The sequence below is a fragment of the Pseudonocardia sp. P-1 genome (assembly GCF_058111925.1).
The window spans coordinates 1136426-1162094 of record NZ_CM176614.1 but is presented as its reverse complement, the minus strand read 5'-3'; the positions used below and the strand labels follow the sequence as shown (position 1 = coordinate 1162094).

General features: G+C 76.9%; 25 protein-coding genes. 16 read left to right on the top strand and 9 right to left on the bottom strand.

The window, feature by feature from the left end; all coding sequences use genetic code 11:
• Positions 1-111 precede the first annotated feature (111 nt).
• Genes AC0GKK_RS05495 through AC0GKK_RS05485 form a run of 3 tightly spaced genes read left to right on the top strand, consistent with a single transcriptional unit; the run spans position 112 to position 3517 of the window.
• Positions 112-1539 carry a DUF418 domain-containing protein gene (locus AC0GKK_RS05495; RefSeq protein ID WP_482637169.1) on the top strand — a complete coding sequence of 476 codons (1428 nt, stop codon included), beginning with the start codon at positions 112-114 and terminating at the stop codon, positions 1537-1539.
• Positions 1536-2843, top strand: a complete 1308-nt coding sequence (locus tag AC0GKK_RS05490) for a sensor histidine kinase (RefSeq protein ID WP_405418003.1) — start codon at positions 1536-1538, stop codon at positions 2841-2843. Before AC0GKK_RS05495 ends, AC0GKK_RS05490 begins: the two co-directional genes overlap by 4 nt.
• On the top strand, positions 2840-3517 hold the full coding sequence (locus AC0GKK_RS05485; protein WP_224402914.1) for a response regulator transcription factor: 678 nt from the start codon (positions 2840-2842) through the stop codon (positions 3515-3517). Before AC0GKK_RS05490 ends, AC0GKK_RS05485 begins: the two co-directional genes overlap by 4 nt.
• On the opposite strand, the gene AC0GKK_RS05480 is transcribed toward AC0GKK_RS05485, so the two are convergent.
• Complete coding sequence (locus tag AC0GKK_RS05480) at positions 3510-4010, bottom strand: cupin domain-containing protein (RefSeq protein ID WP_405418000.1); 501 nt, start codon at positions 4008-4010, stop codon at positions 3510-3512. The genes AC0GKK_RS05485 and AC0GKK_RS05480 overlap by 8 nt on opposite strands.
• A gap of 156 nt (positions 4011-4166) precedes the next feature.
• Here AC0GKK_RS05480 and AC0GKK_RS05475 point away from each other — a divergent pair, with 156 nt between their 5' ends.
• The 3 genes from AC0GKK_RS05475 to AC0GKK_RS05465 all read left to right on the top strand — a co-directional run bounded on the left by AC0GKK_RS05475 (position 4167) and on the right by AC0GKK_RS05465 (position 5876).
• On the top strand, positions 4167-4505 hold the full coding sequence (locus tag AC0GKK_RS05475) for a hypothetical protein (protein WP_208824504.1): 339 nt from the start codon (positions 4167-4169) through the stop codon (positions 4503-4505).
• An 82-nt stretch (positions 4506-4587) separates the two neighbouring features.
• A complete protein-coding gene (locus tag AC0GKK_RS05470) occupies positions 4588-5235 on the top strand; it encodes a DsbA family protein (protein ID WP_062402120.1) in 648 nt (215 codons plus the stop codon).
• Positions 5232-5876 (top strand): vitamin K epoxide reductase family protein, encoded by a 645-nt coding sequence (locus AC0GKK_RS05465; protein WP_405417997.1) that lies wholly within the window; start codon positions 5232-5234, stop codon positions 5874-5876. Before AC0GKK_RS05470 ends, AC0GKK_RS05465 begins: the two co-directional genes overlap by 4 nt.
• 45 nt (positions 5877-5921) lie before the next feature.
• Here AC0GKK_RS05465 and tatA read toward each other — a convergent pair whose 3' ends face one another.
• Complete coding sequence (gene tatA, locus AC0GKK_RS05460) at positions 5922-6170, bottom strand: twin-arginine translocase TatA/TatE family subunit (protein ID WP_285898640.1); 249 nt, start codon at positions 6168-6170, stop codon at positions 5922-5924.
• The gene (mgtA, locus tag AC0GKK_RS05455; protein ID WP_489883294.1) at positions 6167-8899 is read right to left on the bottom strand and encodes a magnesium-translocating P-type ATPase; all 2733 of its coding nucleotides are present in this window, start codon (positions 8897-8899) and stop codon (positions 6167-6169) included. Before mgtA ends, tatA begins: the two co-directional genes overlap by 4 nt.
• Positions 8900-8985: 86 nt before the next feature.
• On the opposite strand from mgtA, the gene AC0GKK_RS05450 reads away from it, so the two are divergent.
• From AC0GKK_RS05450 to AC0GKK_RS05435, 4 genes are all read left to right on the top strand, one after another.
• A complete protein-coding gene (locus AC0GKK_RS05450; protein WP_251784452.1) occupies positions 8986-9336 on the top strand; it encodes an ArsR/SmtB family transcription factor in 351 nt (116 codons plus the stop codon).
• Positions 9337-9656: 320 nt separating this feature from the next.
• Positions 9657-10889: an LCP family protein gene (locus tag AC0GKK_RS05445; protein WP_489883293.1), complete on the top strand. Its 1233-nt coding sequence runs from the start codon at positions 9657-9659 to the stop codon at positions 10887-10889.
• A gap of 78 nt (positions 10890-10967) precedes the next feature.
• Positions 10968-11588 (top strand): DedA family protein, encoded by a 621-nt coding sequence (locus tag AC0GKK_RS05440; RefSeq protein WP_405417988.1) that lies wholly within the window; start codon positions 10968-10970, stop codon positions 11586-11588.
• Between the two features lie 47 nt (positions 11589-11635).
• Positions 11636-12634, top strand: coding sequence for an NADPH:quinone reductase (locus AC0GKK_RS05435; RefSeq protein WP_405417985.1), 999 nt, complete (start codon positions 11636-11638; stop codon positions 12632-12634).
• Between the two features lie 39 nt (positions 12635-12673).
• Here the strand turns inward: AC0GKK_RS05435 and AC0GKK_RS05430 are convergent, their stop codons facing one another.
• Together AC0GKK_RS05430 and AC0GKK_RS05425 are read right to left on the bottom strand one after the other, a co-directional pair.
• Complete coding sequence (locus AC0GKK_RS05430; protein WP_346102278.1) at positions 12674-13354, bottom strand: LppM family (lipo)protein; 681 nt, start codon at positions 13352-13354, stop codon at positions 12674-12676.
• 37 nt (positions 13355-13391) lie between these two features.
• Positions 13392-14003, bottom strand: coding sequence for a GNAT family N-acetyltransferase (locus AC0GKK_RS05425; RefSeq protein ID WP_489883292.1), 612 nt, complete (start codon positions 14001-14003; stop codon positions 13392-13394).
• A gap of 326 nt (positions 14004-14329) precedes the next feature.
• On the opposite strand from AC0GKK_RS05425, the gene AC0GKK_RS05420 reads away from it, so the two are divergent.
• Complete coding sequence (locus AC0GKK_RS05420) at positions 14330-14650, top strand: hypothetical protein (protein ID WP_051050348.1); 321 nt, start codon at positions 14330-14332, stop codon at positions 14648-14650.
• Between the two features lie 416 nt (positions 14651-15066).
• Entirely contained in the window at positions 15067-15462 is a 396-nt protein-coding gene (locus AC0GKK_RS05415) for an SAV_6107 family HEPN domain-containing protein (RefSeq protein WP_405417981.1), read from the top strand.
• 99 nt (positions 15463-15561) lie between these two features.
• Here the strand turns inward: AC0GKK_RS05415 and AC0GKK_RS05410 are convergent, their stop codons facing one another.
• Positions 15562-16392: a ParA family protein gene (locus AC0GKK_RS05410; protein WP_489883291.1), complete on the bottom strand. Its 831-nt coding sequence runs from the start codon at positions 16390-16392 to the stop codon at positions 15562-15564.
• A gap of 128 nt (positions 16393-16520) precedes the next feature.
• Between AC0GKK_RS05410 and AC0GKK_RS05405 the strand changes: the two genes are divergently transcribed.
• Both AC0GKK_RS05405 and AC0GKK_RS05400 read left to right on the top strand, forming a co-directional pair.
• Positions 16521-17279, top strand: coding sequence for a class I SAM-dependent methyltransferase (locus tag AC0GKK_RS05405; RefSeq protein WP_308819803.1), 759 nt, complete (start codon positions 16521-16523; stop codon positions 17277-17279).
• Positions 17280-17593: 314 nt separating this feature from the next.
• Positions 17594-18004 (top strand): SCO2097 family morphological protein, encoded by a 411-nt coding sequence (locus AC0GKK_RS05400; protein WP_100880227.1) that lies wholly within the window; start codon positions 17594-17596, stop codon positions 18002-18004.
• Between the two features lie 470 nt (positions 18005-18474).
• On the opposite strand, the gene AC0GKK_RS05395 is transcribed toward AC0GKK_RS05400, so the two are convergent.
• From AC0GKK_RS05395 to AC0GKK_RS05385, 3 genes are all read right to left on the bottom strand, one after another.
• Positions 18475-20712 (bottom strand): transglutaminase TgpA family protein, encoded by a 2238-nt coding sequence (locus tag AC0GKK_RS05395; RefSeq protein WP_405417977.1) that lies wholly within the window; start codon positions 20710-20712, stop codon positions 18475-18477.
• A gap of 103 nt (positions 20713-20815) precedes the next feature.
• On the bottom strand, positions 20816-22168 hold the full coding sequence (locus AC0GKK_RS05390) for a DUF58 domain-containing protein (protein WP_208827051.1): 1353 nt from the start codon (positions 22166-22168) through the stop codon (positions 20816-20818).
• Between the two features lies 1 nt (position 22169).
• Entirely contained in the window at positions 22170-23123 is a 954-nt protein-coding gene (locus AC0GKK_RS05385; RefSeq protein ID WP_489883290.1) for an AAA family ATPase, read from the bottom strand.
• A gap of 658 nt (positions 23124-23781) precedes the next feature.
• On the opposite strand from AC0GKK_RS05385, the gene mraZ reads away from it, so the two are divergent.
• Positions 23782-24213, top strand: a complete 432-nt coding sequence (gene mraZ, locus AC0GKK_RS05380; RefSeq protein ID WP_489883289.1) for a division/cell wall cluster transcriptional repressor MraZ — start codon at positions 23782-23784, stop codon at positions 24211-24213.
• 394 nt (positions 24214-24607) lie between these two features.
• Positions 24608-25606, top strand: a complete 999-nt coding sequence (gene rsmH / locus AC0GKK_RS05375; protein WP_489883288.1) for a 16S rRNA (cytosine(1402)-N(4))-methyltransferase RsmH — start codon at positions 24608-24610, stop codon at positions 25604-25606.
• Positions 25607-25669: the final 63 nt, after the last annotated feature.

The following is a 25669-nucleotide window of genomic DNA, read 5'->3' as shown; positions in this document are numbered from 1 at the left end:
CATCACGGAGGAGGGGTCGCCCACGAGGGCGGCCCTAGGACCGTGGTCGGACAGCGCAGATCGTTCCCCGCTCCGACGCGCCCGGGCCGCCCCGGCCCGCACCGTTGCCGCATGACCACCACAGACCGGGCCCCCGTCCCACCGTCGAAACCACCCGCCGGACCGCACAGCGGGTCGTGGCCGCGCGGCCGGCACCGTCCCGGCCGGCACCGTCCCGGGCGCGCCCGGGTGGCCGGTGTCGACGCCGCCCGCGGCCTCGCCGTGCTCGGCATGATCGTCGCGCACGTCGCCGTCGCCGCGGGGTCGTCCTGGCTGGTCCAGGCGGTGAACGGGCGCGCGGCGGTGCTGTTCGCGGTGCTCGGCGGGGTGTCGCCGGCCCTGATGGCCGCGCCCGTCCTCGCCGCGCCGTCCGCGCGGAACCGGGTGTGGCTGCGTCGCCGGATCGCGGTCCGCGGACTGCTCCTGGTGGTCCTCGGGCTGCTCCTGGCCGAGGTCAGCAGCGGGCCGATGGTCATCCTCGTCGTCTACGGGGTGCTGTTCTGGCTGCTCCTGCCGGTGCTGTTCGCCCCGGCCCGGGCGCTGGCGGTCGCCGCCGCGGTCGGGGCGGTCGCCGGGCCGCTGCTGTCCTGGGTGCTGCGCGCCCGGTTCGGGTCCCCGGCCGACGCCGACGGGCGGACGGTGCTCGGCGCGACCGTGCACCTGTCCGACCTCACCTCGCCCGCCGGGCTCGTGCACGCGCTCGACACGGTGCTGCTCAGCGGTGCCTACCCGGTCCTGACCTGGATGCCGTTCCTGCTGCTCGGGATGGCGGTCGGCCGGCTCGACCTGCGTACGGCGGGCACCCGGCTGGTCGCCGGCGGGGCCGCCGGTGCGGTGCTCGGCTACGGCGGGTCCTGGCTGGCGCTGGACGTCCTGGGCGGCCGCGACGCGCTCCTCGCGTCGGTCGCGCCCGTCGCCGACCGGCTCGGTGTGCCCGCCGAGCTCGCGCTGCAGCTGCTCGGTGGCAGCGCCCTGGGCACGGTCGCCACCACCACACCCGCCTGGCTGCTCGCCGCGACCCCGCACAGCGGCAGCCCGTTCGACGTCGTCGGGGCGGCCGGGGTCGCCGTCGCCGTGCTCGGCCTGTGTCTGCTCACCGCCCGGTACGGGGGCCGTCTGCTCGCCCCGCTCACGGCGACCGGAGCGCTCGCGCTGACCCTCTACGCCGGGCACATCGCGCTGCTCGCCTCGCTCGGCGGGTGGCCGCAGACCGCGCCGTGGGCGGCGACGGCGCTGGTCGCGGTCCTGGCCGTGGCCTCCGCGTGGGCCTGGCGCGGGCTCGTCGGGCGCGGTCCGCTGGAGGCGCTGGTGCACAGCGTCTCCGTGCGCGCGGCCGGTTCTCCGCCCACGGTCGGAGACCGGGGATCGGACCCCGCTCCGATGCCCGGCGGGTCCGCGGCGCGGGAGGCTCGGGACATGCAGAACGGCACGACGGGCCGCGCGCCCGACACGATCGGGTACCGGGGATCATCGGACCCGGTGCGGGAGGAGGCGCGATGAGCATCGCGACACGGATGCGGGACTCCCTGCGCCGGCTGCCCGCACTCCGGTCGAGCCCGTCGGAGGCGCCCACGCTCGTCGAGCGGGCCGTCGCCCTCGGGCGGCGCAACCCCGTCGTCGTCGACGCCGTGCTGGCCGCGCTGCTCATCTGGGTCGCGGTCAGCTGGACCCTCGAGGGCAAGGGTGTCCGCTCGGACATGCGGATCGAGGCGCTCGTCGTCTCGGTGCTGGCGGCACTTCCGGTGCCGCTGCGCCGCGTGTACCCGATGCCCGCCGCGATCGCGACCGCGGTCGTCGCGCTGGTCTGCTCCTTCGCGCTGCCCGGCACGATGGCCGCGTTCCTGCTGCCGTCGCTGGTCATGGGGTACTCGGCCGTGGCCTACGGGCCCCGCTGGGCCGGCTGGCTGGCGCTGGTCGTGCTCACGGTCGGGGTGTTCGGACCGTTCGTGGCGCGCGGTCCCGCGGCGCTGTTCGCCTCCCCGGACATGACCCCGCTGGTGGTACTGGCCCTGTTCGGCGCGATGGCGACGGTCCCGCTGCTGGTGTGGCTGCTCGGGTCGCTGCGCCGTGCCGCCCACCGCCGCACCCTGGACCTGCGCGAACGCAACCGGCTGCTGGAGGAGAGCCGCCGCCAGGAGGTCCGTCTCGAGCTGCTGGCCGAGCGGTCGCGGATCTCCCGCGAGGTGCACGACGTCGTCGCCCACTCGTTGTCCGGGATCATCGCCCAGGCCGACGGCGGCCAGTTCGCCGCGCAGCGCGACCCGGCGAAGGCCGTCGAGGTGCTCTCCGGCATCGCGTCGACGGGCCGGTCCGCGCTGTCCGACGTCCGCGGCCTGCTGTCGATGCTGCGCGACACCGGCCCGGACGACGACTCCGACACCGACCCGGCGCGTCCGCAGCCCGGCGCCGGCGACGTCCCCGCACTCGTCGAGCAGGTCCGCACCGGCGGGCTGCCGGTGGACCTGCGGACCGTCGGCACCCCGCGGGAGCTCCCGACCGGTCCCGGCCTGACCGTCTACCGGATCGTGCAGGAGTCGCTGACCAACGTCATCAAGCACGCGGGGACCGGCGTGCCCACCCACGTCGAGCTGCGGTGGACCACCGACGAGCTGACCGTGCGCGTCCACGACGAGGGCGCCCGCGGCCCCGTCCCCACCCCGCCGCGCGGCGGGCACGGCCTGACCGGCATGCGGGAGCGCGCCGCCCTGCACGGCGGCTCGGTCGAGGCCGGACGGCGCGCCGACGGCGGCTGGACGGTCCGGCTGCGCCTGCCCCTCACACCCCCGGCCCGAGGAGAACGGTGAACCCCGTACGACTGATGCTCGTCGACGACCAGGAGCTGGTCCGCACCGGCTTCGCGATGGTGCTCGACTCGTGCGACGACCTCGCCGTCGTCGCCCAGGCCGGTGACGGCGAGGCCGCGCTCGCCGAGCTGGGCCGCACCGAGGTCGACGTCGTGCTGATGGACGTGCGGATGCCCCGCCTCGACGGCATCGCCGCCACCCGCCGGGTCGTCGCCGAGCACCCCGGGGTGCGGGTCCTGGTGCTCACCACCTTCGACCTCGACGAGTCCGTCACCGAGGCCATCGCCGCCGGTGCCAGCGGCTTCCTGCTCAAGGACGTGTCCCCGCAGGACCTCATCGAGGCCGTCCGCACCGTGCACCGCGGCGACTCGGTCGTCGACCCCGTCTCCACCCGGCGGCTGCTGCGCGCCACCCGGCCGCTGCTCACCGCGCCCGAGCCGGCCGCCGCGGAGCCGTCGGTGGACGCCGTCGCCGCGCTCGCCGACCTGACCCCGCGGGAGCGGGAGGTGCTCGTCCTCGTCGGCAACGGCCGGTCCAACGCCGAGATCCGGGCCGACCTCGTCGTCTCCGAGGCGACGGTGAAGACCCACATCGGGCACCTGCTCGCCAAGACGCAGTCGCGTGACCGGGTGCAGCTCGTCGCGCTGGCGTTCCGGGCGGGTCTGGTCAGCTGAGCGGCGTGGTGAAGCCGGGGTGGTCGCGCAGGTTGACCTGGTCGCAGGTCAGCGCGAACGCGTCGACCTCCTCCGCCGACGGCGGCGTCGCCCGCGCCGCGAACTCCGCCAGCCCCCGGAAGTAGCGCTCCCGCGGTGCGCCGGGCACGAACAGGATGAGGAACCGCGCGTCGCTGTCCGGGCCGGTGCGGAACGCGTGCACCCCCCGGTGCGGGACGTGCACCAGGTCGCCCGGCCCGGCCTCGGTCCAGGTGTCGCCGGTCATGACCCGCAGTGCGCCGTCGAGGACGTAGAAGCTCTCGGTGAACCCGGTGTGCAGGTGCGGCAGCGCGCCCGGGGAGTCCGCCGGGATCCACGACTCGAACAGCCCGAACCTTCCGCCGACCTCCGCGCCGGGTGCGGCGAACCGGGTCCACGAGCCGGTCGGGGAGGTCACGGCGCGCTCGGTGGTTGCGGCGGGGCGCCACACCGCGCCGGGCTCGGGGAAGCTCACGCACCGACCGTAGCGGCCCGGCGACCGGGCGTCCCGGCGCGGCGGCCGGTCGCCACCCACGCGGGCCGTGGGGGAGCACCGGGGCGGCGAGGGCCCCTCGGTATCGTCGTGGGCGCTGCCGGAGGCGTCCGGCCGTGGTCGGAGCGGAGAGGTGGGGTGAGGCACGTGCGCGTCCTCGCCCCGATGGCGTTGCTGGTCCTGGCCCTGGTGCTGTGCGCGGGCCCCGCCGTCGCGACCGCCCCGGGCGCCCACGGCACCACCCCTGCGGTCGTCGTCGGCTCGGACTGCTCGCAGCACCCGCTCACGCTGATGCACGCGGGGGACTGCGAGCAGGCCCCCCGCCGCGACGACGACGTGCCCGTCCCGTCGCTGCTGCCGGTCGCCGTGGTCGCCGTCCTGGCGGCCGGGCACACCGGCACCGCGCCGCCCGCCGCACCGGAACGGACGCTGTGCGCGCCGTCGCCGGTGGAGCACCTCTGCGTGGACCGCAACTGAGGCGTGCGGACACCCCGCCACCGCGTCCCCGCACCCGTTCCGACCCGGCCACCGCGCCGGGCCCCGTGGAGGAAGACTCCCGATGACCCGCAACGTCAAGATCTCCCTGGCCGTCGTCGGCGCGTTCGCGCTGATCGTCGCCGCGCTGCTGTTCGCGACGCGACCCGGCACCCCGGAGACCGGCGCCGCCGCCGGTGCGCCCGACAGCCTCGTCACCGCCGACGCCGCCCGCCTCAACGACGCCCCGAACGCCTCGGCCACCCTGGTCGAGTTCGCCGACTTCCAGTGCCCCGCCTGCGGCCAGGTCCAGCCGATCATGGACCAGCTGGTGCAGCAGTACGGCGACCGCGTGCAGTTCGTGTTCCGCAACTTCCCGCTGCCGATGCACCAGAACGCCGAGGCCGCCGCGCTCGCCGGTGAGGCGGCCCGCGCCCAGGGCGCGTTCCACCCGATGTACGAGCGCCTGTTCCAGACCCAGCGCGACTGGTCCGAGTCCCCGGACGCGGCGACGGTGTTCCGCGGCTACGCCCAGGACCTCGGCCTCGACCTGAACGCCTACGACGCCGCCGTCGCCGACCCGGCGACCGCCGCGAAGATCCAGGCCGACAAGGACGCCGGGCTCGCCGCCGGCGTCGAGGGCACCCCGACGATCTTCGTCAACGGTGAGAAGGTGCAGCTCCGCTCGGTGCAGGACATCACCGACGCCCTCGACGCCGCGGTGAACCGGTGAGCGTCCCCGCCGCGGCGCGGACCGAGGAGTTCTCCCGCGTCACCACCGGCGCCCCGGCCGTGCCGGGGCCGGTGCCGCGGTTCCTGCCGTGGCTGCTTGTCGTCGGCGGCGTGCTGGGGCTGATCTCGGCGTTCACGCTGACCGTCGAGCGCATCGAGCTGCTGATCGACCCGGCCTACACGCCGTCGTGCAGCATCAACCCGGTGCTGTCCTGCGGGTCGGTCATGACGACCCCGCAGGCGGCGTTCTTCGGGTTCCCGAACCCGCTGCTCGGGATCGGGGCGTTCGCGGTCGTGGTGACGACGGGTGCGGCCCTGCTGGCCGGGGCCCGCTTCCCGCGCTGGTGGTGGGTGGGGCTGACGGCCGGGTCCGCGCTCGGCGTCGTCTTCGTCCACTACCTGATCGTCCAGAGCCTGTACCGGATCGGCGCGCTCTGCCCGTACTGCATGGTCGTGTGGGCCGTGACGATCCCGATCTTCTGGTACTCGCTGCTCGCGACCCTGGACGCCCTCGGCGGCGGCGCGCGTGCGCTGCACGCCCGGATCACCGGCTACCACGCGGTGCCCGTGGTGCTGTGGTTCCTGGTGGTCGTCGGGCTGATCCTGCAGCGCTTCTGGACCTACTGGTCCTCGCTGCTCTGAACCGGCCCGCGGGGCCGGGGACGTGCGTCCCCGGCCCCGCGACGGTCAGCGCTCGCCGGTGGTCCGTTCCTCCGCGACCCGCTCCCGGGCCGCCGGCTCCCCGGCGGGCCGCTCCTCGAGGTCCCGGTCCTCGGAGCGGGCCGCGCCGTCCTCGCGGGTCCCGCTCAGCTCGGACTTCAGGATGCGGGTGGACCGGCCCACCGAGCGGGCCAGGTCGGGCAGCTTCTTCGCGCCGAACAGCAGCACGACGACCAGCAGGACGACGAGCAGCTGGGTCGGTCCGGGTGGGGTCATCGGATCCTCTCCTTCTCCTGCCGGGGGTCCGCGGGGCGGATCCCCAGCACGTGACGCAGGTACAGCGGCCGCGTCGCGGCCACACACGACAGGAACGGCAGCACGACGGCCGCCAACAGCGGCCACACCGCGGGCGGTGGCGCCGCCATCCCGAACAGGGGGGCGAGCGGGGTGAACGGCACCGACAGCCCGGCCAGGACCACGGCCGTCACCGTCGCCACCACCGGCCGCGCGGCGCGCCCGGCCCGGGTCCGCAGCAGGAGCAGCACCAGGACCTGGGACAGCACCCCCTCCATGAACCAGACGGCCTGGAACACCGCCTGCTCCTGCGGGGTGTCCAGGCCCAGGAAGCGCCACACCGCCCAGAACGTGACCAGGTCGAACGCCGAGGCCAGCGGCCCGAGGACCGCCATGAACCACAGCATCCCGCGGGTGTCCCAGCGCCGGGGCCGCGCCGTCCAGCCCGGCTCGACCCGGTCGAACGACAGCGACAGCGCGGCCACCCCGAACAGCACGCCCTGCAGCAGCAGCTGCGCGGGCAGCAGCGGCAGGAACGGCAGCACCGCCGAGGCGACCAGCACCGACAGGGCGTTGCCGACGTTCAGCGCCGCGGTCACCGTCAGGTAGCGGGTGGCGCGGCCCAGGGTCCGCCTGCCCTCCTCGACCGCGGAGACGACGACGTCGGGGCTGCGGTCGGCCAGCACGATGTCCGCGGCCGCCCGGGCGGCGGGCACCGCTCCGTCGACGCCGATCCCGACGTCGGCGATCCGCAGCGCGCCGACGTCGTTGAGGCCGTCGCCGAGGAACCCGACGGTGTGCCCGCGGGCCTGCAGCGCGGCGACGACCCGCTCCTTCTGCAGCGGCCCGAGCCGGGTGAACAGGGTGGTGCGCGCCACCGCTCGGGCCAGTGCGACGTCGTTGAGGGCATCGAGCCCGGCGCCGTCGAGCACCCCGGTGACGGCGATCCCGGCCCGCGCGCACACCTGCTCGGCGACGGCGGTGTCGTCGCCGGTCAGGACCTTCACCGCGACGCCCTGCTCGGCGAAGCGCTCCACCGCGCGGGCCGAAGACTCCCGCACCGGGTCGACCATCCCGACGAAGCCCAGCAGCAGCAGGTCGCGCTCGGGGTCGTCGTCACCGGCGCCGAGCGGACGCAGCAGCGGTGTCCGGCGGGTGGCGACGGCGACGACCCGCAGCCCGGTCGCGCGGTGCCCGGCCGCGGCGTCGGCGGCCGCGGCCCGCAGCGACGCGGTCAGCTCCACGGCCCCGCCGTCGCGGGCGACCCGGGTGCAGCGGGGGAGCACGGTGTCCGGGTCGCCCCGCACGATCACCAGCTCACCGGGGTCGTGCGCGTCGCGCAGCACCATCGCCGAGCGCCGCCGGGAATGGTCGAAGGGCAGCTCCTCGACCCGGGTGAACAGGCCGTGGGCCAGCAGCGCCGACCCGTCCCGGTCGGCGGCGGACACCGCGTCGTCGAGGCCGTCGCGCGGGGTGGTCTGGAAGCGCACCGCGACCGCGGCCGCGTCGGCCGGGGCGGGGTCGGGACGGCCGTCGACGTCGACGGAGTGGGTGAACACCACCCGGTCCTCGGTGAGCGTGCCGGTCTTGTCCAGGCAGGCGACGTCGATCGAACCGAGGTCGTGGATGGCCTCCGGGCGGGTCACCAGCACCCCGGACTCGCGCAGCCGGGACGCGCCGCGCAACAGCGTGGTCCCGACGATCAGCGGCAGCAGCTCCGGGGCCAGGCCGACCGTCACGACGACGGCGAACAGCAGCGCCTGCCGCACGTCACCGGACACCTCGACGTTCACCAGCAGCACCAGCGGCGCCGCGAGCAGCATGCAGCGCACCAGCGCTCGGCGCACCGACCGCAGTCCCCGGTCCACCTCGGACTCCGGGCGGGGACGGCGGCCGCGCCCGGCCAGCTCCTCGGTGTGGGTGTGCGCCCCGGTGGCCAGCACGACCGCCGTCGCGGTGCCGCGGACCACGGTGCTCCCGGCGAACAGCAGCGCCGGGTGCGCGGTGACCGGGCCGTCGTCGGTCCCCGCCCGCGACGACCGTCGCCGCGGCGCCGGGCGCGGCTCCCGCGACGACGGCGGTGCCTTCGCCACCGGCAGCAGCTCCCCGGACAGCGACGACTGGTCGACCAGCAGGTCCCGGGCGTGCAGCAGCCGCGCGTCGGCCGGGACGGGGTCGCCCGCGCCGAGCAGCACGACGTCGCCGGGCACCAGGTCCTCCGGCGGCACCTCGCTGTCGCGCGGTGCGGTCCCGGGGGCCGGGCGGCGGCGGACCGTCACGGTGGTCGCGGCGTGCGCGCGCAGCTCCCGCGACAGCCGGTCGCCGCGGGCGGCGTGCCACAGGCGCAGCCCGACGCCGAGCGCGGCGACGACGAGCACCAGCGTCGCGCTGCCGGGGCTGCCCGCGACGGCGAGCAGCACCCCGAGCACGGTCATCAGGCCGGAGAACGGGCCGGCGAGCGCGCGGCGGGCCCACACGGCCGCGCCCGGGCGCCGGACGGCATCGGTGGCGTTGTCGCCGTGGGCGTGCAGGCGTAGTGCGGCGGTGTCCTCGCACAGTCCGCGGCGCGAGGACTCCAGGCCCCGGAGCAGCGCGAACGCGTCGGCGCCCGCCCAGTGCCGCAGCGCGGGCTCGCCGGGCGTGACGGGCGGATCGGCCGGCGGGGGCGGTGGCCGCGCCGCGGCACCGTCGCGCCCGATCGTCCGGTCCAACGGTGCCCCTCCGGTCCCCGGCACCGCGTCCGGCGCCGCCCGGTACGGTAACAGTTGCGTAAGTGACGCAACTGTCTGGAGGCCCGGTGGAGACCGCCCCCGAGGACCCGCAGCCCCTCGACCCCGAGCTGCTGGCCGACGCGGCCGCGGCGTTCGGGATGCTCGCCGCGACCTCGCGGCTGCAGATCGTCTGGCTGCTCGCCGACGGCCCGCGCGACGTCGGCACCCTCGCGACGACCCTCGGCCAGCCGGTGGCGACGGTGAGCCAGCACCTGGCGAAGCTCAAGCTCGCCGGGCTGGTCCGCGCCCGCCGCGAGGGCCGCCACCAGATCTACGTCATCGCGGACGCCGGCATGGTCGAGGTGGTCCGGACCGTGGTGGCCGCGCAGGAGCGCAGGCGGGAGCCGGACGCCGTGCGCGGGCGGGGGATCGTGTGACGCCGCCGCCGGGTCCGGTGCCCCCGGACCGTCCGCGTCCGGACCGGGCCGGCGCACCCCGTGTCCCCGGCGTCCCGCCGGCTCCGGGCGCGCCGCGGACCGGGACCCGGGGTGCGGCGCCGCGGGACACCCGGTCGCCGGGCGCGTGGCCCCGTTCCGGCGGCCCGCCGGCGGCGCGCCCCGGCGCCCCGGCCGGTCCCCGTCCGTCGCGCGCGGTCCCCGGTGCTCCGTCGGGCGGCCCGGCCCGGCCCGGCGGTCGGCCCGCGTCGGCCGGCCCGCGGGCCCGGCCCGCCGACCCCGGCGCCCGCCCCACCACCCCGATGCGCCCGGTCGCCCCCTGGCCGCGCGCCGAGCAGGGTGCCCCCGCCCCGCGGCGGCACCGCGTCCGCGGTCTCGTCGCGGCACTGTCGGTCGCGGTCTTCCTCGCCACCGGCGCCGGCTGGGCCATGGTCGGCGGCACCAGCGGTCTGACCACCGCGGACGTGACCGGACCGCACGTCGCCGACGGCGCGACCGACATCCTGCTGGTCGGCAGCGACTCCCGGGTCGACGCCCGCGGCAACCCGCTGCCCCGCGAGGTCCTCGACGCCCTGGACGCGGGCGACGCCGACGGCCAGGACAACACCGACACCCTGATGCTGGTCCGCATCCCGGACGACCCCGACCTCGGCGCGTCCGCGGTGTCGATCCCGCGCGACTCCTGGGTCGACGTCCCCGGCCTCGGCAACCACAAGATCAACTCTGCGCTGGCGCGCGGTGCCGCGATCGCCCGGCCGGACCTGATCCGCCAGGGGCTGAGCGGGCCGGACCTGGAGCGGGAGGCCAACGCCGCGGGCAGCAGGCTGCTCGTGCGCACCGTCGAGGAGCTCACCGGCGTCTCGATCGACCACTACGCCCAGGTCAACCTGGCCGGGTTCGCCGAGATCACCCGTGCGCTCGGCGGCGTCCCGGTGTGCCTCAGGGCCCCGGTGCGCGACAGCTACTCCGGCGCGGACTTCGCCGCGGGCCCGCAGACCGTGCAGGGCGCCCAGGCCCTGCAGTTCGTCCGGCAGCGGCACGGCCTGCCCGAGGGGGACCTCGACCGGGTCCGTCGCCAGCAGGCGTTTCTCGCGGGGCTGACCCACCGGCTCCTGTCGGCGGGCACCCTCACCGACCCGACGGCCGTCGCCGACCTGATGCAGGCGGTCAACGGTGCCGTCGTGCTCGACCAGGGCTGGGACCTCACCTCGATGCTCGCCCACGCGGCGCAGCTGCGCGGTGACCGGGTCACCTTCCGCACCATCCCCACCGGCCGGGCCGACTACCGGACCGGCAGCGAGGGCGTCGCGGTGAAGGTCGACCCGGGGCAGGTCACGGCGTTCTTCGCCGGGCTGACCGCGCCCGGGGTACCGGCCGATCCCGGTGACGGCGACGACGCGGACACCGCCGCGCCGGCGGCACCGGCCCCGACGGAGAGCGGGACCGGACGGGCCGCGGCGCCCCGGGGTGACCCGACCCCGGCCGCCGACACCCAGCCCGAGCTGACCGCCGACGGGGTGCCCTGCGTCGACTGACGCGGCCCCGTCACCCCGGCCGAGGAGCCTCCCATCACCGAGATCATCGACTTCCTGACCTCCGTCCCGTTGTGGGTGGTGGTGCTCGTCGCGGGGCTGGTCACCCTCGGCGAGACCACGATCGGCGTCGGGCTGGTCCTGCCCGGCGAGACCGTGCTCATCGCCGCCGCGATGGCCGTTCCGGACGTCCCGGCCGCGGTGCTGGTCACCGGCGTGGTCGCGGTCGCCGCCGCCTGCGGCGACGCGATCGGCTACGCGATCGGCCGCCGTTTCGGCCCGCGGCTGCGCGAGTCGCGGATCATCGGCCGGATGGGCCGCGACGCCTGGGACGACGCCGCCCGCACCCTGCGCCGCTGGGGTCCGTGGGCGGTGCTCGGCGCCCGGTTCCTGCCGGTGGTGCGCACGATGACCCCGGCCGCGGCGGGGGCGTCCGGGCTGCCGCTGCGGCGGTTCCTGCCCGCCGTCGTCGTCGGGGCGACGGTCTGGTCGGCCGTGCACGTGACCGCCGGGTTCCTGCTGCGCGAGGCCGCCGAGCAGTTCGAGAAGGCCTTCGGGATCGCCGGCTGGGTGGTCCTGGCGGTCGTGGTCGTCGCCGGCGTCGGCGGGTGGCGGGTGCGGCGTCGTCGCGCCGAGGCCCGCCGGGCCGCCGCCCGCGAGACCGTCGCCGCCCTGGCCGAGGAGCGCCGCGACGCCGCCTGACGCCGGTCGTGCCGCACCGGGTGCGGGCCCGGACCGGCGACGGCAGGATGGCCGGGGTGAAGGCAGTGAGCTACTCCCGTGAGGGCACCGCCCGCGACGTCCTGACCGTCGGTGAGATCGACACCCCGCAGCCCGGCCCGGGGCAGGTCCGGGTCCGGGTCCGCATCTCGGCGGTCAACCCGACCGACACCAAGACCCGCGACGGCACCACGTCACGGCCCTTCGACGGGGTCCGCGTCCCGCACCAGGACGGCGTGGGCGAGATCGACGCCGTGGGGGAGGGGGTCGACACGTCCCGGGTCGGGCAGCGGGTCTGGACCTGGCTCGCGTCGCCGGGCGGTGCCGGCGGCGCCGCGCTCGCCGAGTGGGGCACCTGCGCGCAGTACACGGTGCTGCCGGCCGAGCAGGCCACCGTGCTGCCCGACGGCGCGCCGGACGACCTCGGCGCCTGCCTGGGCGTCCCGGCGATGACCGCCTACCACTGCCTGTTCGCCGACGGCCCGGTCGCCGGACGGACGGTGCTGGTCACCGGCGGTGCGGGCGCGGTCGGGCACTACGGCATCCAGCTCGCCCGCTGGGCCGGGGCGACCGTGGTGACCACCGTGTCCGGTCCGGAGAAGGCCGAGCTGGCCCGGGCCGCCGGCGCGCACCACGTCGTCAACTACCGCGACGGCGACCCCGGCGCCGCGATCCTCGACGCCGCCGGACCGGTCGACCGGATCGTCGAGGTCTCGCTCGCCCAGAACCTGGCGCAGGACCTCGCGGTGCTGCGCAACGGGGGCGCTGTCGTCTCCTACGCCGCCACCCCGCAGGACCCGTCGATCCCGGTCCGCGCGCTGATGGGGGCGAACGCGGTGCTGCGGTTCGCGCTGCTCTACACCGTGCCCCGCCCGGTGCTGGCCGACGCGGCCCACGGGCTGGGCGTGGCGGCCGCGCACGGAGCGCTGACCCCGCTGCCGGTCACCCGGTTCGGGATCGACGACGTCGTCGCCGCGCACGAGGCCGTCGAGGCGGGGACGACGGGCAAGGTCGTGGTCGACCTCTGACCGGTTCCGGTCGGCCACCCCCGCCGGTCCGGCGCGCCCTCAGCGCCGGATCGGCGGGTTCCGGTCGCGCCGGGCCAGCAGCACGGCGGCCCCCGCCGCGACGACGACGAGCCCGGCCAGCAGCAGCGACCAGCCCAGGATCGACGGCGCGTTCGGATCGGTCGAGATCACCGAGGCGTTGATCTGCGAGACCTCACCTGGGACGAACTCCCAGGTGACGGTGCCGCCGTCGGTCTCGCCGTCGGACTCGACGACCTCGCCGGGAAAGCTCATCGCGAGCCGCACGTCGGCCCGGTCCACCGGCATCGTGGTCAGGTCGGCCCGGCCCTGCACGGCGATCCGCTCCCCGACCCGGCGCAGCTCCAGGTTCGCCCGTCCCGACGCGTTCCCGCCGAGCAGGTTCAGCTGCGAGACCTGGGCGAAGGTCAGGTTCTCGAAGGCCGCACGGGTGCCGACGAAGCCGTCCTGGTCGTACGGCGACAGCTCGACATCGCCCGCGAGGTCGGCCGGGACCTCCAGCTGCGGGCCGCGGCCGTCCGGCGCGCCCTCGGGCGTCGCGACGACGATCGTGCCGTCGACGGTGTCGTCCGGCTGCACGGCCAGGGCCACCTGGACCCGGGTGCAGCCGGTCAGCGCGAGGAGGGCCAGCACCGCGAGCAGCACGAGCGCACGCGTCCGGGATCGACGGCGTGCGGGTGGCGCGGTGCGGTGCGACGGCATGGCGTCATCGTGCCACCCGGGCACGACGGTCCCGGCGTCACTCGGGGGCGTGTGTCGGGTGATCCGTGGGGAGCAGCGGCAGCTCGCGCCCGAGCACGGCGAACGGGCGCGGGTCCCCGGTGAACAGGTGCTCGCGCAGCACGTCGACGAACCCGGCACGACGGTAGAGCCGCCACGCCCGGCCGGGCGTGGCGCGACCGTACTCGGGGGTGGACAGCAGCATCCGGGCCCGGGCGGCGTCGCGGGCCAGCGCCCGCAGCAGCGACTCGCCGATGCCCGAGCCCTGGGCCTGCGGGTGGACGTGCAGCTCGGTCAGCTCGAAGTAGTCGGTCAGCCAGTCGGCGCTCACGGCCCCGGGCTCCCCGCGACGGGCGCGCAGCCCGCGCCGGACCTCCTCGAACCACCACTGCCCGGGGCCGCCCCAGTAGCCGTAGCCGATGCCGGTGAGCCGGTCCTGCGCGTCGAGCCAGCCGACCGAGCGCCAGCCCGGCCGGTAGGAGTGCTCGAGCCACAGCGAGCGGCGCTGGCGTGCGGTCGACCGCGGGTAGCCCATCGCGGTGACGTAGACGTCGATCGCCTCGCCCAGCCGGTCGGCGAAGTCGCTGCGGCCGAGGCCGATCAGGCGCGCACGCGACGGTGCGGCGGTCACCGCGAGCACCGGCCCCGGTGGGGACCGCACGCCCGCGCCGGGGCGGGGTCGGTGTCCGGGTACATGCCCCCATCACACCACGTCCGGCCGGTCCCGGCGGGTCCGGACCGGGCACCCCGCCGCGGTGCCGGTGGGTGAGTGGCGCCACCCGGTCGCCCGACTTGACGCGACGATCGAACACGCGTTCTACTGACGTATGTCGAACGCGCGTTCGACGCCGGGGCGTCCGGTGGGCGGAGTGGGGGAAGCACCCCGTCGCCGGGCGTCCCGGAGACCGATTCCGGTGGTGGGAACCGAGGCCCGGCCACCGGGTGGAGGGCGTGGTGATGCCAGTGGGCGGCTTCTCGCGTTTGTTCCGGTCCCGCCAGCCGGCGGCGATCGACGTGCGCTGGCAGAACGGTGAGCCGGTCGAGTTCTCGCGGCGTCCGTCGCGCCGCGGGGAACATTTCCTGGTCACCGGGGTTCGAGACCAGTGGATCGAGGAGTCCCCGTGGCCGTTCCCGTCGCCGATGCCGGTGGGCGGGGACCGGCTGAGCTGTTGGCGGGTGCTCGCCCGGTCGGTGCAGGACCCGCAGGAGCCGCCGCGCGAGGTGGTGCTGCGGATGCGGTCCGGTCCGGGCGTGTGGGACCTGGTGAAGGTCGACTGAGAGGTGCGGGAGATGCGGGAGGTGCGCGTGCGGAGCAGGACGATGGAACTGGACCTGGCGCTGCCGTCGCCGCGGTCCGCCGGGGCGCGACGGCCGGGCGACGCCCCGGCGGGCGCCGCGCGGCCGGAGCGGCGGTCCGGCCGGGTGCGGCCGGTCGCCGACGGGTTGTGGCCGCTGGACTGCGGCGCGGCCCGGGGCACGGGACGGGGCGCCGCCGACCGTACGGGGGCCGCCGCCGGGGCGGCGCCGTCCCGGCGGGGGAGCGGCCGGACCGGTGCGGACCCGGCCGGGACCGGGTGCACCGGCCGGCCGGGCCGGGCCGGGGAGACCGGCGCCGCCGGCCGGTCCGGGCAGGTGGTCCCCCTGCCGGGCGCACCCGTGCCGTCGGACGGGGCGCGGCCCGGCCGGCCGGGCCGGTGCCCCTCCGGTCGCCCGCGCCCGCCCCGCCGTCGCGGGACGCGCTCGGGCTGCTGCGCCAGGCCGCCGAGCAGCTCGCCGAGGCGCACCGGGAGACCGAGCCGCTGCGCCGCTACCCGGCCGCCTACCTCGCCGCGCTGCGTGCCGGGGCGGCGGTGCTGGCGATGCGGGCCCGGCCCCGGACCCGCCGGGGCGCCCCGCGCGACGTCTGGCGGCTCCTCGCCGAGGTCGCTCCGGAGCTGGAGGAGTGGGCGGCGTTCTTCGCCGGGTGCTCGCGGCTGCGGATCGAGGCCGAGGTCGGGATCGGGCGGCACGTCGACCGGCGCGCCGCCGACGACCTGCTGCGCCAGGCCGAGCAGTTCGTGACCCGGGTGCAGCTGCTGCTGCCCCGGTGAGGTCCGTCCGCCGGGGCGGCGGGCCGCACGGGGGAGCGGATCGGCGGACGGAGGAGAACGCGAGCGGACGGGGCCGAGGAGCGGGCCGGGAGGGGCCGGTCAGGCCGAGGCGGCGGGGCGCGAGGCGCTGCGCAGCACCCGGCCCAGCAGCGCGGTGAACACCGCGGAGATCTCCCGGGCGCCCGGGGTGTCCCAGGCCTGGATCGGCAGGCAGGCGCCCTGGGCCTGCTGGACCGCCGAGCGGTCGGGCAGGACGCTGTTGAACACCAGGGGGCCGAAGAGCTCGCGCAGCTCCGAGATCCGGAACTCGTGCTCGGTGTTGCGCGGCCGCACCCGGTTGACCAGCACACCCAGCGGCTGAAGCCGGTCGTTGGACCGCTCGCGCTCGGTCTGGACCGCGTCGAACGCGCGCTGCACGCCGGACACCGAGAACATCGTCGGGTCGGTCACCAGGATCGCCCGGTCCGCGGCGGACAGCGCGCTGCGGGTCAGCTGCCCCAGCGACGGCGGGCAGTCCACGATCACCAGCCGGTAGCGCTCCTCGGCGTGCTCGGAGCCACCGGAGTCGTCGGTGATCAGCTCACCGGCCAGCCGCTGCAGGGCGCGGTCCAGCCGGTACAGCTGCACCGCCCCCGGGTCGGGGTGGTTGTGCCGCTCGGTCTGCTCCGCGCCGACCAGCACGTCGAGGCCCTCGCCCCACGCCGACGGCGCGATGGCCCGTTCGACGACTGCGCGGCGCGGCTCGTCCAGCACGTCGGCGACGGTCGCCGTGGTGGGCTCCGGGTCGAGCGCGGTGGTGGCGTTGGCCTGCGGGTCGAGATCCACCACGAGGGTGGAGACGCCGTGCCGCTGCGCCGCGCCGGCCAGACCCAGTGCGACCGTGGTCTTGCCGACGCCACCCTTGAGACTGAGCGTGGCGACGACCTGCACCCACCCAACCTACCGTGCGGTCCGGCACGGTCGCCGAGCGGAGTGCCGGTGATCGTCGGGCGCCCGGTCGTGGGCGTCCCGCCGGGCGGGCGGGCCGGGCACCGGCGGGGGCCACTAGTCTCGGTGCCGTGGGATCGCCGACACGCGAGCAGGCCGGAGCAGCGCGCGGGGCCGCCGTGTTCCGGGTGCTGGACAGGGAGATCGACCGTGTCCGCCGGGACACCGGGGCCGCGCCCCGGGTGCTCGACGTCGGCGGGGGCAGCGGCACCTGGGCGGTGCCGCTGGCGATCGCCGGCTGCGCGGTGACCGTCGTCGACACCAGTCCCAACGCGCTGGCGACGCTGGCCCGGCGCGCCGGTGAGGCAGGCGTGACCGACCGGATCACCCCGGTGAACGGCGACGTCGACACCCTCGCCGAGGTCGCCCCGGCCGACGGCGCCGACCTCGTGCTGGGACACGGGCTGCTCGAGGTCGTCGACGGCCCGGGCCGGGTGCTCGCCGCGCTCGCCGCGGCCGCCGCCCCGGGCGGGGCGGTGTCGGTGCTCACGGTGGGGCGCTACGGCGCGTTCATCGGGCGGCTGGCCACCGGCCGGCTCGCCGAGGCCCGTGCCCTGCTCACCGACCCCGAGGGCCGCACCGGTACCGACGACCGGCTGCTGCGCCGGTTCGACGCGCACCGGCTGCAGGAGCTCACCGCCGGGACCGGACGGCTGCGGACCGAGATCCTGCAGGGCGACGGCACCCTCGAGGCGTGGCTGCCCGGCCCCGGCCAGGAGGGCGAGGCGGCGGGCCGCGACGAGCGCGACGAGCTGGACGCGCTCGCGTCGCAGGTCGGCGCCCTCGCCGAGGTCGCCCCGCGGTTGCATCTGCTCGCCCGGCGGTACTGACACCCGTCCCCGCCGCCGGTGTCCGACGGTCGCCGTCCGGCTGCCGTCGGTGACCGGTCGTCCGGCGTTCACCCGGCTGCCCACCCCCGTCCGGGTGGGTCTGCGACAGTCCGGGTGAGCGACGACACGCCGCGCCACGCCGCCCGCTCGACGATCAGCCGAGCGGGTTGGACGGTCCGGGTGGTCGCGGCACGATTCGCCTCGTACTCTGAACATCAGACGCCCAGGTTGGGGCGCCCGTCGTACCGGCCGGGGCGAGGAGGCCCGGGCTGAATGCGGCCTACCGTCCGATTACGTGTGCCGGAGGTGAAGGCATGCCGCTCTCCGAGCACGAGCAGCGCCTGCTCGAACAGATCGAACGCGCCCTCTACCAGGAGGACCCCAAGTTCGCGTCCTCGGTCAGCGGTAGCCGGCGGAGCAAGCCCGCCCGGCGCCGCCGGATCCAGGGCGCCGTCCTGTTCGTGGTGGGCCTCGTGCTGCTCGTCGCCGGGATCCCCTTCCGGGCACTCTGGCTCGGCGACCTGCCGATCCTGAGCATCGTCGGCTTCCTCGCCATGCTCGGCGGCGCGCTGCTGGCGGTCACCTCGATCGGCGCCCGTCGCGGCGGCGAGGAGACGACCGGTCAGGGCGGGGCCGCCCCGAAGGACAAGCAGTCCGGCGAGAGCGGCGGTGGCTTCACCGGCCGTATGGAGGAGCGCTTCCGGCGCCGTTTCGAGCAGGAGTGACACGGGGCGGCCCACGTGGCCGCCCGTACGACACCCGGCGGGGCGGGACACCGATGCGGTGGCCCGCCCCGCCGTCGTGTGTCCGGCGCCGGCCGTCCGCTGTACCGGCGTCGGGCCCGGGTGTCACCGGGGACGGGAGCCCGGCGATCGGGACCGGCCCGCGCCGTCCGACGGCCGCCGGCCGGACGACACCGCCGGCCGGACGACACCGCCGGCCGGACGACACCGCCGGCCGGACGACACCGCCGGCCGGACGACACCGCCGGCCGGGCGACGCCGCCGGCCGGGCGACGCCGCCGGCCGGGCGACGCCGCCGGCCGATGCCGCCGACCGGACGATGCCGCCGACCGGACGACGCCCCCGATCGGATGCCGGGCGCTGATCCGGGGTGCCGGGGGCTGCGAACCCCGTGCCGCGGTGGGCGGGTCGGCCGCACGCGCTGGGCGGGGCGGCCGTGCGCGCCGGGCGGGTCAGCCGCGCTCGGCAGGTTCCCCGGCCGTGTCGGCGGCGCCGTCGTCGGCCGTCGGGTCGTCGTCGGACGGGCGGCGCCCGCGCCGGACCGCCTCCGGCACCACCGAGGCCGGCAGCACCCGGGCCCGCAACGACGTCCCGCCGGCCGCGATCGCCGTCCGCACCTCGTCCACCAGACCGTCGAGCGTGCCGGGCTCGGGCAGCATCCCGCCGTACCAGCTCGCCTCGACCCGGCCCGCCAGCTCCCGCAGCGCCTCGGCGGGGCGCCCGGACAGGCCGTGCCGCTCGGTGATGCGGTCGGCGGCCGCGCGGACGGTGTCCCCGGGCGGCACCGGGACCCCGTGGTCGCGGGAGGCGGCCAGGACCTCGTCCCATGCCGCCGCCGCAGCGCCGTCGCCGCCCGCCCGGGCCAGCCCGGCCCGGCGGGAGTACTGGTGCCGGCGCCACAGGCCCGGGGTCAGCACGACCGCGAGCACCGCGGCCGCCAGCAGCAGCGCCACGACCAGCGGCCACCACGACCCGGTCGCGGCCGTCGGCCGGTCGGCCGCCTGCTCCTCGGTGGGCGGAGGCTCCGGGGTGGGGCCACCGGCCTCGGGGGGCGGCGGCGTCGCGGACGGCTCGGGCTGCGGGGTCTGCTCGGCGGCGGGCGTGCCGCCGTCCTGCTCCCGGGCCTGCTGGACATAGGCCGGGTCGATGGTGCGGCCGTCGGCGAGCGGGGTCGGGTCGAAGGTCATCCATCCGTAGCCGGGGAACCACGCCTCGACCCAGGCGTGGGCGTCCTCGGTGGTGATCGTGCGGGCCCCGGAGCCGTCGGCGTCGCCTGCGGTGAAACCGACCGCCACCCGGGCCGGGACGTCGACGGCGCGCAGCATGACCGCCATCGCCGAGGCGTACTGCTCGCAGTAGCCGGTCCGGCCGCGGGTCAGGAAGTCGACCAGGGCGTCGCCGTTGCCACCCGGCGCGGTCGCCAGGCTGTAGGTGAACGGGGAGCCGGGCCCGGTGAAGTGGTCCTCCAGCGCCATCGCCCGGTCGAACGGCGTCGTGGCCCCGGCGGTCACCTCCCGGGCGATCGCGGTGACCCGTGGGTCGACACCGTCGGTGTCGAGGTAGGACCGGTCGACCGTGGTCGGCCCGGAGGCCGCGCGCAGCTGGTCGGCCGACGGCTCCGGCAGCCGCATCGACTGGGTCCAGCCGTCCTCGGACTGTGCGCGCTCGCTGTAGACGATGCCGCCGTCGGCGTCGTAGGCCCAGCTCGGTGAGTTCACCGCGATCCGGGTCGGGTCGCCGAACACCGGCAGCCAGTAGTCGCGGAAGCCCAGGTTGTCGACCTGCACGTCCTGGGACGCGGCCGGCCCGGACGTCGACGGCGGCAGCGGCCCGGTCAGCGGCACGCCCGGCAGCGGGCGCCCCGCCTTCCAGCCCTCCTGCGGCACGTAGGACTGCAGGGTGAGCGCGCGCAGGTAGGTCGGGGTCTGCAGACCCCGGACGCTGAACAGCGGGCGCGGCTCGCTGCGGGTCAGCTGTCCGCGCAGCGAGGTGAACGGGTTCAGCCCGATCGAGCCGTCGGCGTCGCCCCCGGTCCCGCCGGTGGCGTCGAAGCGTCCCGAGGTTCCCACCGACGATGCCAGCAGTCCCGCCAGCAGCGAGCCCACGACGGCGACCGCGACGACCGCGGCCCCGGCCGGGATCTGCCGCAGCCGGTCCGGGCGCAGGAGCAGCAGCACGCCGTAGCCGAGCGTCGCCGCGACCACGGTCCACCAGGGCAGCAGGTCCGGCTGCAGCGCCGTCGGCACCGCGAACACCACCAGCAGCGGCACCCCGGCCGCGGCCGGGGCGGCCACGGTCACCGCGAGCCCGAACACCGCGATCGCGATCGTGCCGAACCCGAGGGTGACCAGCAGCAGGATCTCCGGGCTCGCCGCGACCGGCGGCAGCCCGCTGTCGATCTGCTGCCCGGCCCCGCCGAGCAGGCCCGACAGCTCGCCGAACGCCGACGGCCCGGGGAGCACCCCGAGCACGCCGCTGCCGGTGAACCACGCGGTCACCAGCAGGACCAGGGCCAGCAGCTGGCCGGGCGCGACCAGCCAGGCCCGCAGCGGCAGCAGCAGGCCGCCGACCAGCGAGACCAGCACGACCGCGACGGCGGCGTGGGCGAACCAGGTCGCGCCCTGCACGACCGAGCTCATCGCCGTCCCGGCGAGCAGCACCGCGACGACCGTCGCGACCGGTCCCAGCACGACCGTCCAGGCCGGGGCACCCGGCGTCCGGCCCGCGGGTGCGGCATCGGGGACGGGCGCGGCGGGCTGCGGCGCGGGCCGGACGGGGGCCGGGTCGGCGCGCTCATCCGGTCGCCCCCGCGATACCGGGCGAGCCGCAGGCGTCCGCCCAGGCCCGCTGGACGGTCATGTCGGAGGTGACGACGGTGGCGTGCCACCCGGCACGGCGGAGCGCGGCCGCCGCGACCGACGCCGGGCGGGACCGCGTCGCGGCCGACCAGGTGTCGACGTCGAGGACGACGGCGTGCCCGCCGCGCGGCCAGGCCGAGACCAGCGCGGTGACGTCCTGCGGCGCGGTCCCGCCGAGCACCGCGAGCACACCCTCCGGGTGCCCGGGCCCGGGGCCGGGCGCGGTGAACCCGGTGCTCGCCGAGGGCCGCAGCACCGCGAGCGACTCCAGCCGCGGGGGGACGGCGTCCGCACCGGTCACACCGGGCGGCACGTCGCCGACGGCCTCGCCGGACTCGTCGACGAGCGCGACGGCCTCGCCGCGCTGCAGCAGGTGCACCGCGACGCTCGCGGTGAACGCCACCGCCCACTCCAGGCTGGAGGCGGGCCCGTGCCCGCGGTGGGCGCTGTCGCGCCGGTCGATCAGCAGGGTCACCCCGGACGGGTCGGGACGGTCGTCGAGGCGGACCATCAGCTCGTCGCGCCGGGCGCTGGAGCGCCAGTGCACACGGCGCAGCTCGTCGCCCTGGCGGTAGGGGCGGATCAGCACGTCCGGGGTGCCGGGGCCGGGACGGCTGCCGCCCTCGGCGCCGCGCCCGGCGGCGGTGGAGGTCAGGGCCGGGCGCCCGGTCAGCGGGGTGACCCGGGGGAGGACCAGCAGCCGGTCGGCGGGGAGCAGGTCGTGGCGGAACTCGGCGAGGCCGAGCGCGTCGGTGCCGCGACCGCGCAGCGGACCGATCCGGTACGCGCCGCGGACCGCGGGCCGCACCGGGTAGCCGACCCGGGCACCGCGCCGGCCGAGCCGGTGCACGGTGAACCGCGGCGGGTAACGGTCGGCGGGACCGGCGGCGTCGGGCACGTGGTCGGCGATCCGCAGTGCGCCCAGCAGGGCGCCGCCGGCGATCCGCAGCAGCACCGTGCCGCCGCTGCCCGCCTCCAGCCGCGCCGGCTCCAGGGTGCGCCCGACCTGCAGCGAGCGGCGCGACCGCAGCGCGACGACGAGTGCCAGCAGCGGCAGGAACAGCACGAACGCGCCGATCCGGACGAGGTCGCGCTCGTCGAGCGCGATCGCCGAGACGACCATCGCGGCGCCGCCGGCGAGCAGGCAGCGCCCGCGCACGGTCAGCCCGGCCCGCCGTTCCCGGCGCGGCGCGCCGCCGGCCGCGAGCGGCGCCGACGACCCGGGTGCCGCCGGGGCACCGGGCTCGGTGGGAGCCGGTGGCCCGGACGGCGGCGCGGTCGGCGCCATCTCAGCCCCGCGGCGGGGACGGCACCGCGACCCGCGCGACGGCGGCCCGCACCAGGTCCGCCGGTGTCCGGCGGGCCGCGACCCCCTCGGGGCCCAGCACCAGCCGGTGCGCGAGGACGGGGACGGCCACGGCCTGGACGTCGTCGGGCACGACGTAGCCGCGCCCGGCGGTCGCCGCCCAGGCGCGGGCGGCCCGCAGCAGGTGCAGGGTCGCGCGCGGCGACGCGCCGAGGCGGACCTCGGGCAGCCGTCGCGTCGCCCCGACGACCTCGACGCAGTAGCGGCGCACCTCCGCCGCGGTGTGCAGGCCGCGGACCCCGGCGATCATCGACCGCAGCGTGCGCAGGTCGGTCACCGGCCGCAGCCGCTCCAGCGGGTCGGTCGAGCCGTGCTCCTCGAGCATCGCCAGCTCGGCCGCCGGGTCGGGGTAGCCGACCGAGACGCGGATCGTGAACCGGTCCTGCTGGGCCTCGGGGAGCGGGTAGGTGCCGTCCATCTCCACCGGGTTCTGGGTGGCGACGACCATGAACGGGTCACCCAGCGGGTAGGTGCCGCCGTCGACGGTGACCTGGTGCTCGGCCATGCACTCCAGCAGTGCCGACTGGGTCTTGGGCGACGCACGGTTGATCTCGTCGGCGATCACGACGTTGGCGAACACCGGGCCGGGCCGGAACTCGAACTCCGAGGTCTGCCGGTTGTAGACCGACGAGCCGGTGATGTCGCCGGGCAGCAGGTCCGGGGTGAACTGCACCCGGCTCACCGCCCCGTCGACGGCCCGGGCGAGTGCCTTGGCCAGCGTGGTCTTGCCGACGCCCGGCACGTCCTCGACGAGCAGGTGCCCCTCGGCGAGCATCGCGACCAGGGCCAGCCGGATGGTGTCGGGCTTGCCGACGATGATCCGGGCCATCGCGGCGGCGATCCGGCCCGCCGCGTCGGCGACGGCGGCGGCGTCCATCGGCTCGGGCGCGTAACCGGGGTGCGCACCGCCGGCCTCGGCCCGGCGGAGGGGACCACCGGACGGCGACGGGACGGGTGGCACGGAGGGCGCGGACGGCGCGCTCGACGACAACGGGCCTCCTCAGGAGACGGCTCGGGTGACTCCAGTCTGTCAAACGTCCCCCGATCGGGACCGGGCGCCGCCACCCGCCTCGCCCCGCTGCTCCGTACGGCCGAACGCGACGCGCTCCGGGGCTCGCCGGCGGCCCCGGGCGGGAGGTCTCCCACGGCGCCCCACGGTGGTTCCCCACGCCGCTCCACCGCGCGTCCGCCGATCCCCCACCGCCCCCACCCGGGCTCACCACGGTCCCCCCACCGGCTCCCCACCCGTCCCCACCCCGGACGACCCGATCGGCCCGGAAACCGTCCCTGACCTGGGGCGACGCCGGTGGGGGAGCGGTGGGGCGCAGGTGCGGCCGGAGCGGCCGGAAACGGCCTCCGGACGTCGCGCGACCGGGTGGCGCGTCGCGTGCCCCCACCGCGCCCCACCGTCCTTGACCTGCGAAAACATCGGATGAACGGTCGAAGATCCACCCGTCTCGGGTTGACGGTGGGTGAGTGTGGGGTAGTGTGGTGATCGCTGGGGCGAACAGGGGTCCCAGGTGGAGGTGGGGTCGGTGTTCCTCGGCACCTACACCCCGAAGCTGGACGACAAGGGGCGGCTCACGCTGCCCGCGAAATTCCGCGACGAGTTGCGAGGCGGCTGCATGATCACGAAAGGGCAGGACCACTGCCTCTACGTGTTCACCCGTGACGCCTTCACCGAGATGGCGCGCAAGATCGCCGCGGCCCCGCTGACGAACGAGTCGGCGCGGGTGTTCCAGCGGAACCTCTTCTCGGGCACCGACGAGCAGAACCCCGACGGCCAGGGCCGGATCGCGATCCAGTCCGAGCTGCGCCGGTACGCCGGACTGTCCAAGGACTGCGTGGTGATCGGCGCGTTCACGCGCGCCGAGATCTGGGACGCGCAGGCCTGGCAGGAGTACCAGGGGCGGCACGAGGACGAGTTCGCCAAGGCCCAGGAGGAGGTTCTGCCCGGGCTGTTCTGAGTTCCGCTGGCGGGCGGGACGACGGACGGCGGCAGTACCTGAGCAGGACAGCACGACCGACAGCGGACGACACCACCGTCGCCGCCCCGACCCGGGTGCCGTGATCGAGTCGGCCCTGGCACACCTTCCCCGGTGCCAGGTCCGTCTCGGCACGGCCCCCGGGTGGGGACGGCGCCGGCGCCCACCCCGACTGGGGAGTTCGGGTGGCGCGGTGGCGCCCGCGCGTCTTCGGGCGTGGAGCGGACCGGTTGTGGGAGCCGGCACGCCACACCCACGGACATCGACCCACCCGGTCCCGGCCCCCGTGGCCGGGACCGGGTACGGCCGCCGCACCGGCGGCCCGCACGACACGCACGCACCACACGGGGACGGACGGCGCACCGGGGGGTGGGACGTGGACGGTACTTCCGGCGACGGCGCCACCCCGCGCGACGAGCGCGCGCCCGGTGACCGGCACACCCCGGTCCTGCTGGAGCGCGTCTCCGAGCTGCTCGACCCCGCACTGCGCGACCGCGACGCCGTCTACGTGGACGCCACCCTCGGCATGGGCGGCCACGCGGCGGCGCTGCTGGCCGCGCACCCCCGGCTGACCGTCGTCGGCATGGACCGCGACCCGCAGGCCCTCGAGCTCGCGGGCCGCAGGCTGACCGCCTACGCCGACCGGCTGCACCGGGTGCACACCGTCTACGACGACGTCGCCGGCGCGCTGGAGCAGGCGGGCATGTCCGCCGCCGACGGCATCCTGTTCGACCTGGGCGTCTCCTCGCTCCAGCTCGACGAGGACGCCCGCGGCTTCTCCTACTCCCGCGACGCCGACCTCGACATGCGGATGGACCCGACCACCGGGCCGACCGCCGCCGACGTCCTGAACTCCTACACCGCCGGCGAGCTGCGCCGGATCCTGCGGGAGTACGGCGAGGAGCGGTTCGCCGGACCGATCGCCAACGCGATCGTCCGGACCCGGGAGAAGCGCCCGTTCACCCGCAGCACCGAGCTCGTCGAGCTGCTCTACGGCGTGGTCCCCGCCGCGTCCCGGCGCACCGGCGGGCACCCGGCGAAGCGGACCTTCCAGGCCCTGCGCATCGAGGTGAACCGCGAGCTCGAGGTGCTGCGCGACGCGCTGCCCGCGGCACTGGACGCGCTCGCCCCGGGCGGGCGGATCATCGTCCTGTCCTACCACTCGCTGGAGGACCGGATCACCAAGCGCGTGCTCGCCGAGCGCGTCCGCTCGCGGACCCCGGTGGACCTGCCGGTGGAGCTCCCCGGACACGGACCGGAGTTCCGGCTGCTCAGCCGGGGCTCCGAACAGGCGTCCGACTCCGAGATCGCCCGCAACCCCCGGGCCGCCCCGGTACGCCTGCGCGCGGCGGAACGCGTGGAGGACGAGCCGTGAGCACCCGTGGCACGGACCCGAGCACGCAGGCAGTACCGGCACGGCGGAGAGGCAGGAACCCCC

What these genes read in the sequence shown, in the direction of transcription:
- AC0GKK_RS05490 (WP_405418003.1), top strand. Translation starts at nt 1,536, where the DNA reads ATGAGCATCGCGACACGGATGCGGGACTCCCTGCGCCGGCTGCCCGCA.
- AC0GKK_RS05445 (WP_489883293.1), top strand. Translation starts at nt 9,657, where the DNA reads ATGCGCCCGGTCGCCCCCTGGCCGCGCGCCGAGCAGGGTGCCCCCGCC.
- AC0GKK_RS05470 (WP_062402120.1), top strand. Translation starts at nt 4,588, where the DNA reads ATGACCCGCAACGTCAAGATCTCCCTGGCCGTCGTCGGCGCGTTCGCG.
- AC0GKK_RS05385 (WP_489883290.1), bottom strand. Translation starts at nt 23,123, where the DNA reads ATGGACGCCGCCGCCGTCGCCGACGCGGCGGGCCGGATCGCCGCCGCG.
- AC0GKK_RS05435 (WP_405417985.1), top strand. Translation starts at nt 11,636, where the DNA reads ATGGCCGGGGTGAAGGCAGTGAGCTACTCCCGTGAGGGCACCGCCCGC.
- AC0GKK_RS05420 (WP_051050348.1), top strand. Translation starts at nt 14,330, where the DNA reads ATGCCAGTGGGCGGCTTCTCGCGTTTGTTCCGGTCCCGCCAGCCGGCG.
- AC0GKK_RS05430 (WP_346102278.1), bottom strand. Translation starts at nt 13,354, where the DNA reads ATGCCGTCGCACCGCACCGCGCCACCCGCACGCCGTCGATCCCGGACG.
- AC0GKK_RS05400 (WP_100880227.1), top strand. Translation starts at nt 17,594, where the DNA reads ATGCCGCTCTCCGAGCACGAGCAGCGCCTGCTCGAACAGATCGAACGC.
- tatA (WP_285898640.1), bottom strand. Translation starts at nt 6,170, where the DNA reads ATGACCCCACCCGGACCGACCCAGCTGCTCGTCGTCCTGCTGGTCGTC.
- AC0GKK_RS05495 (WP_482637169.1), top strand. Translation starts at nt 112, where the DNA reads ATGACCACCACAGACCGGGCCCCCGTCCCACCGTCGAAACCACCCGCC.
- AC0GKK_RS05390 (WP_208827051.1), bottom strand. Translation starts at nt 22,168, where the DNA reads ATGGCGCCGACCGCGCCGCCGTCCGGGCCACCGGCTCCCACCGAGCCC.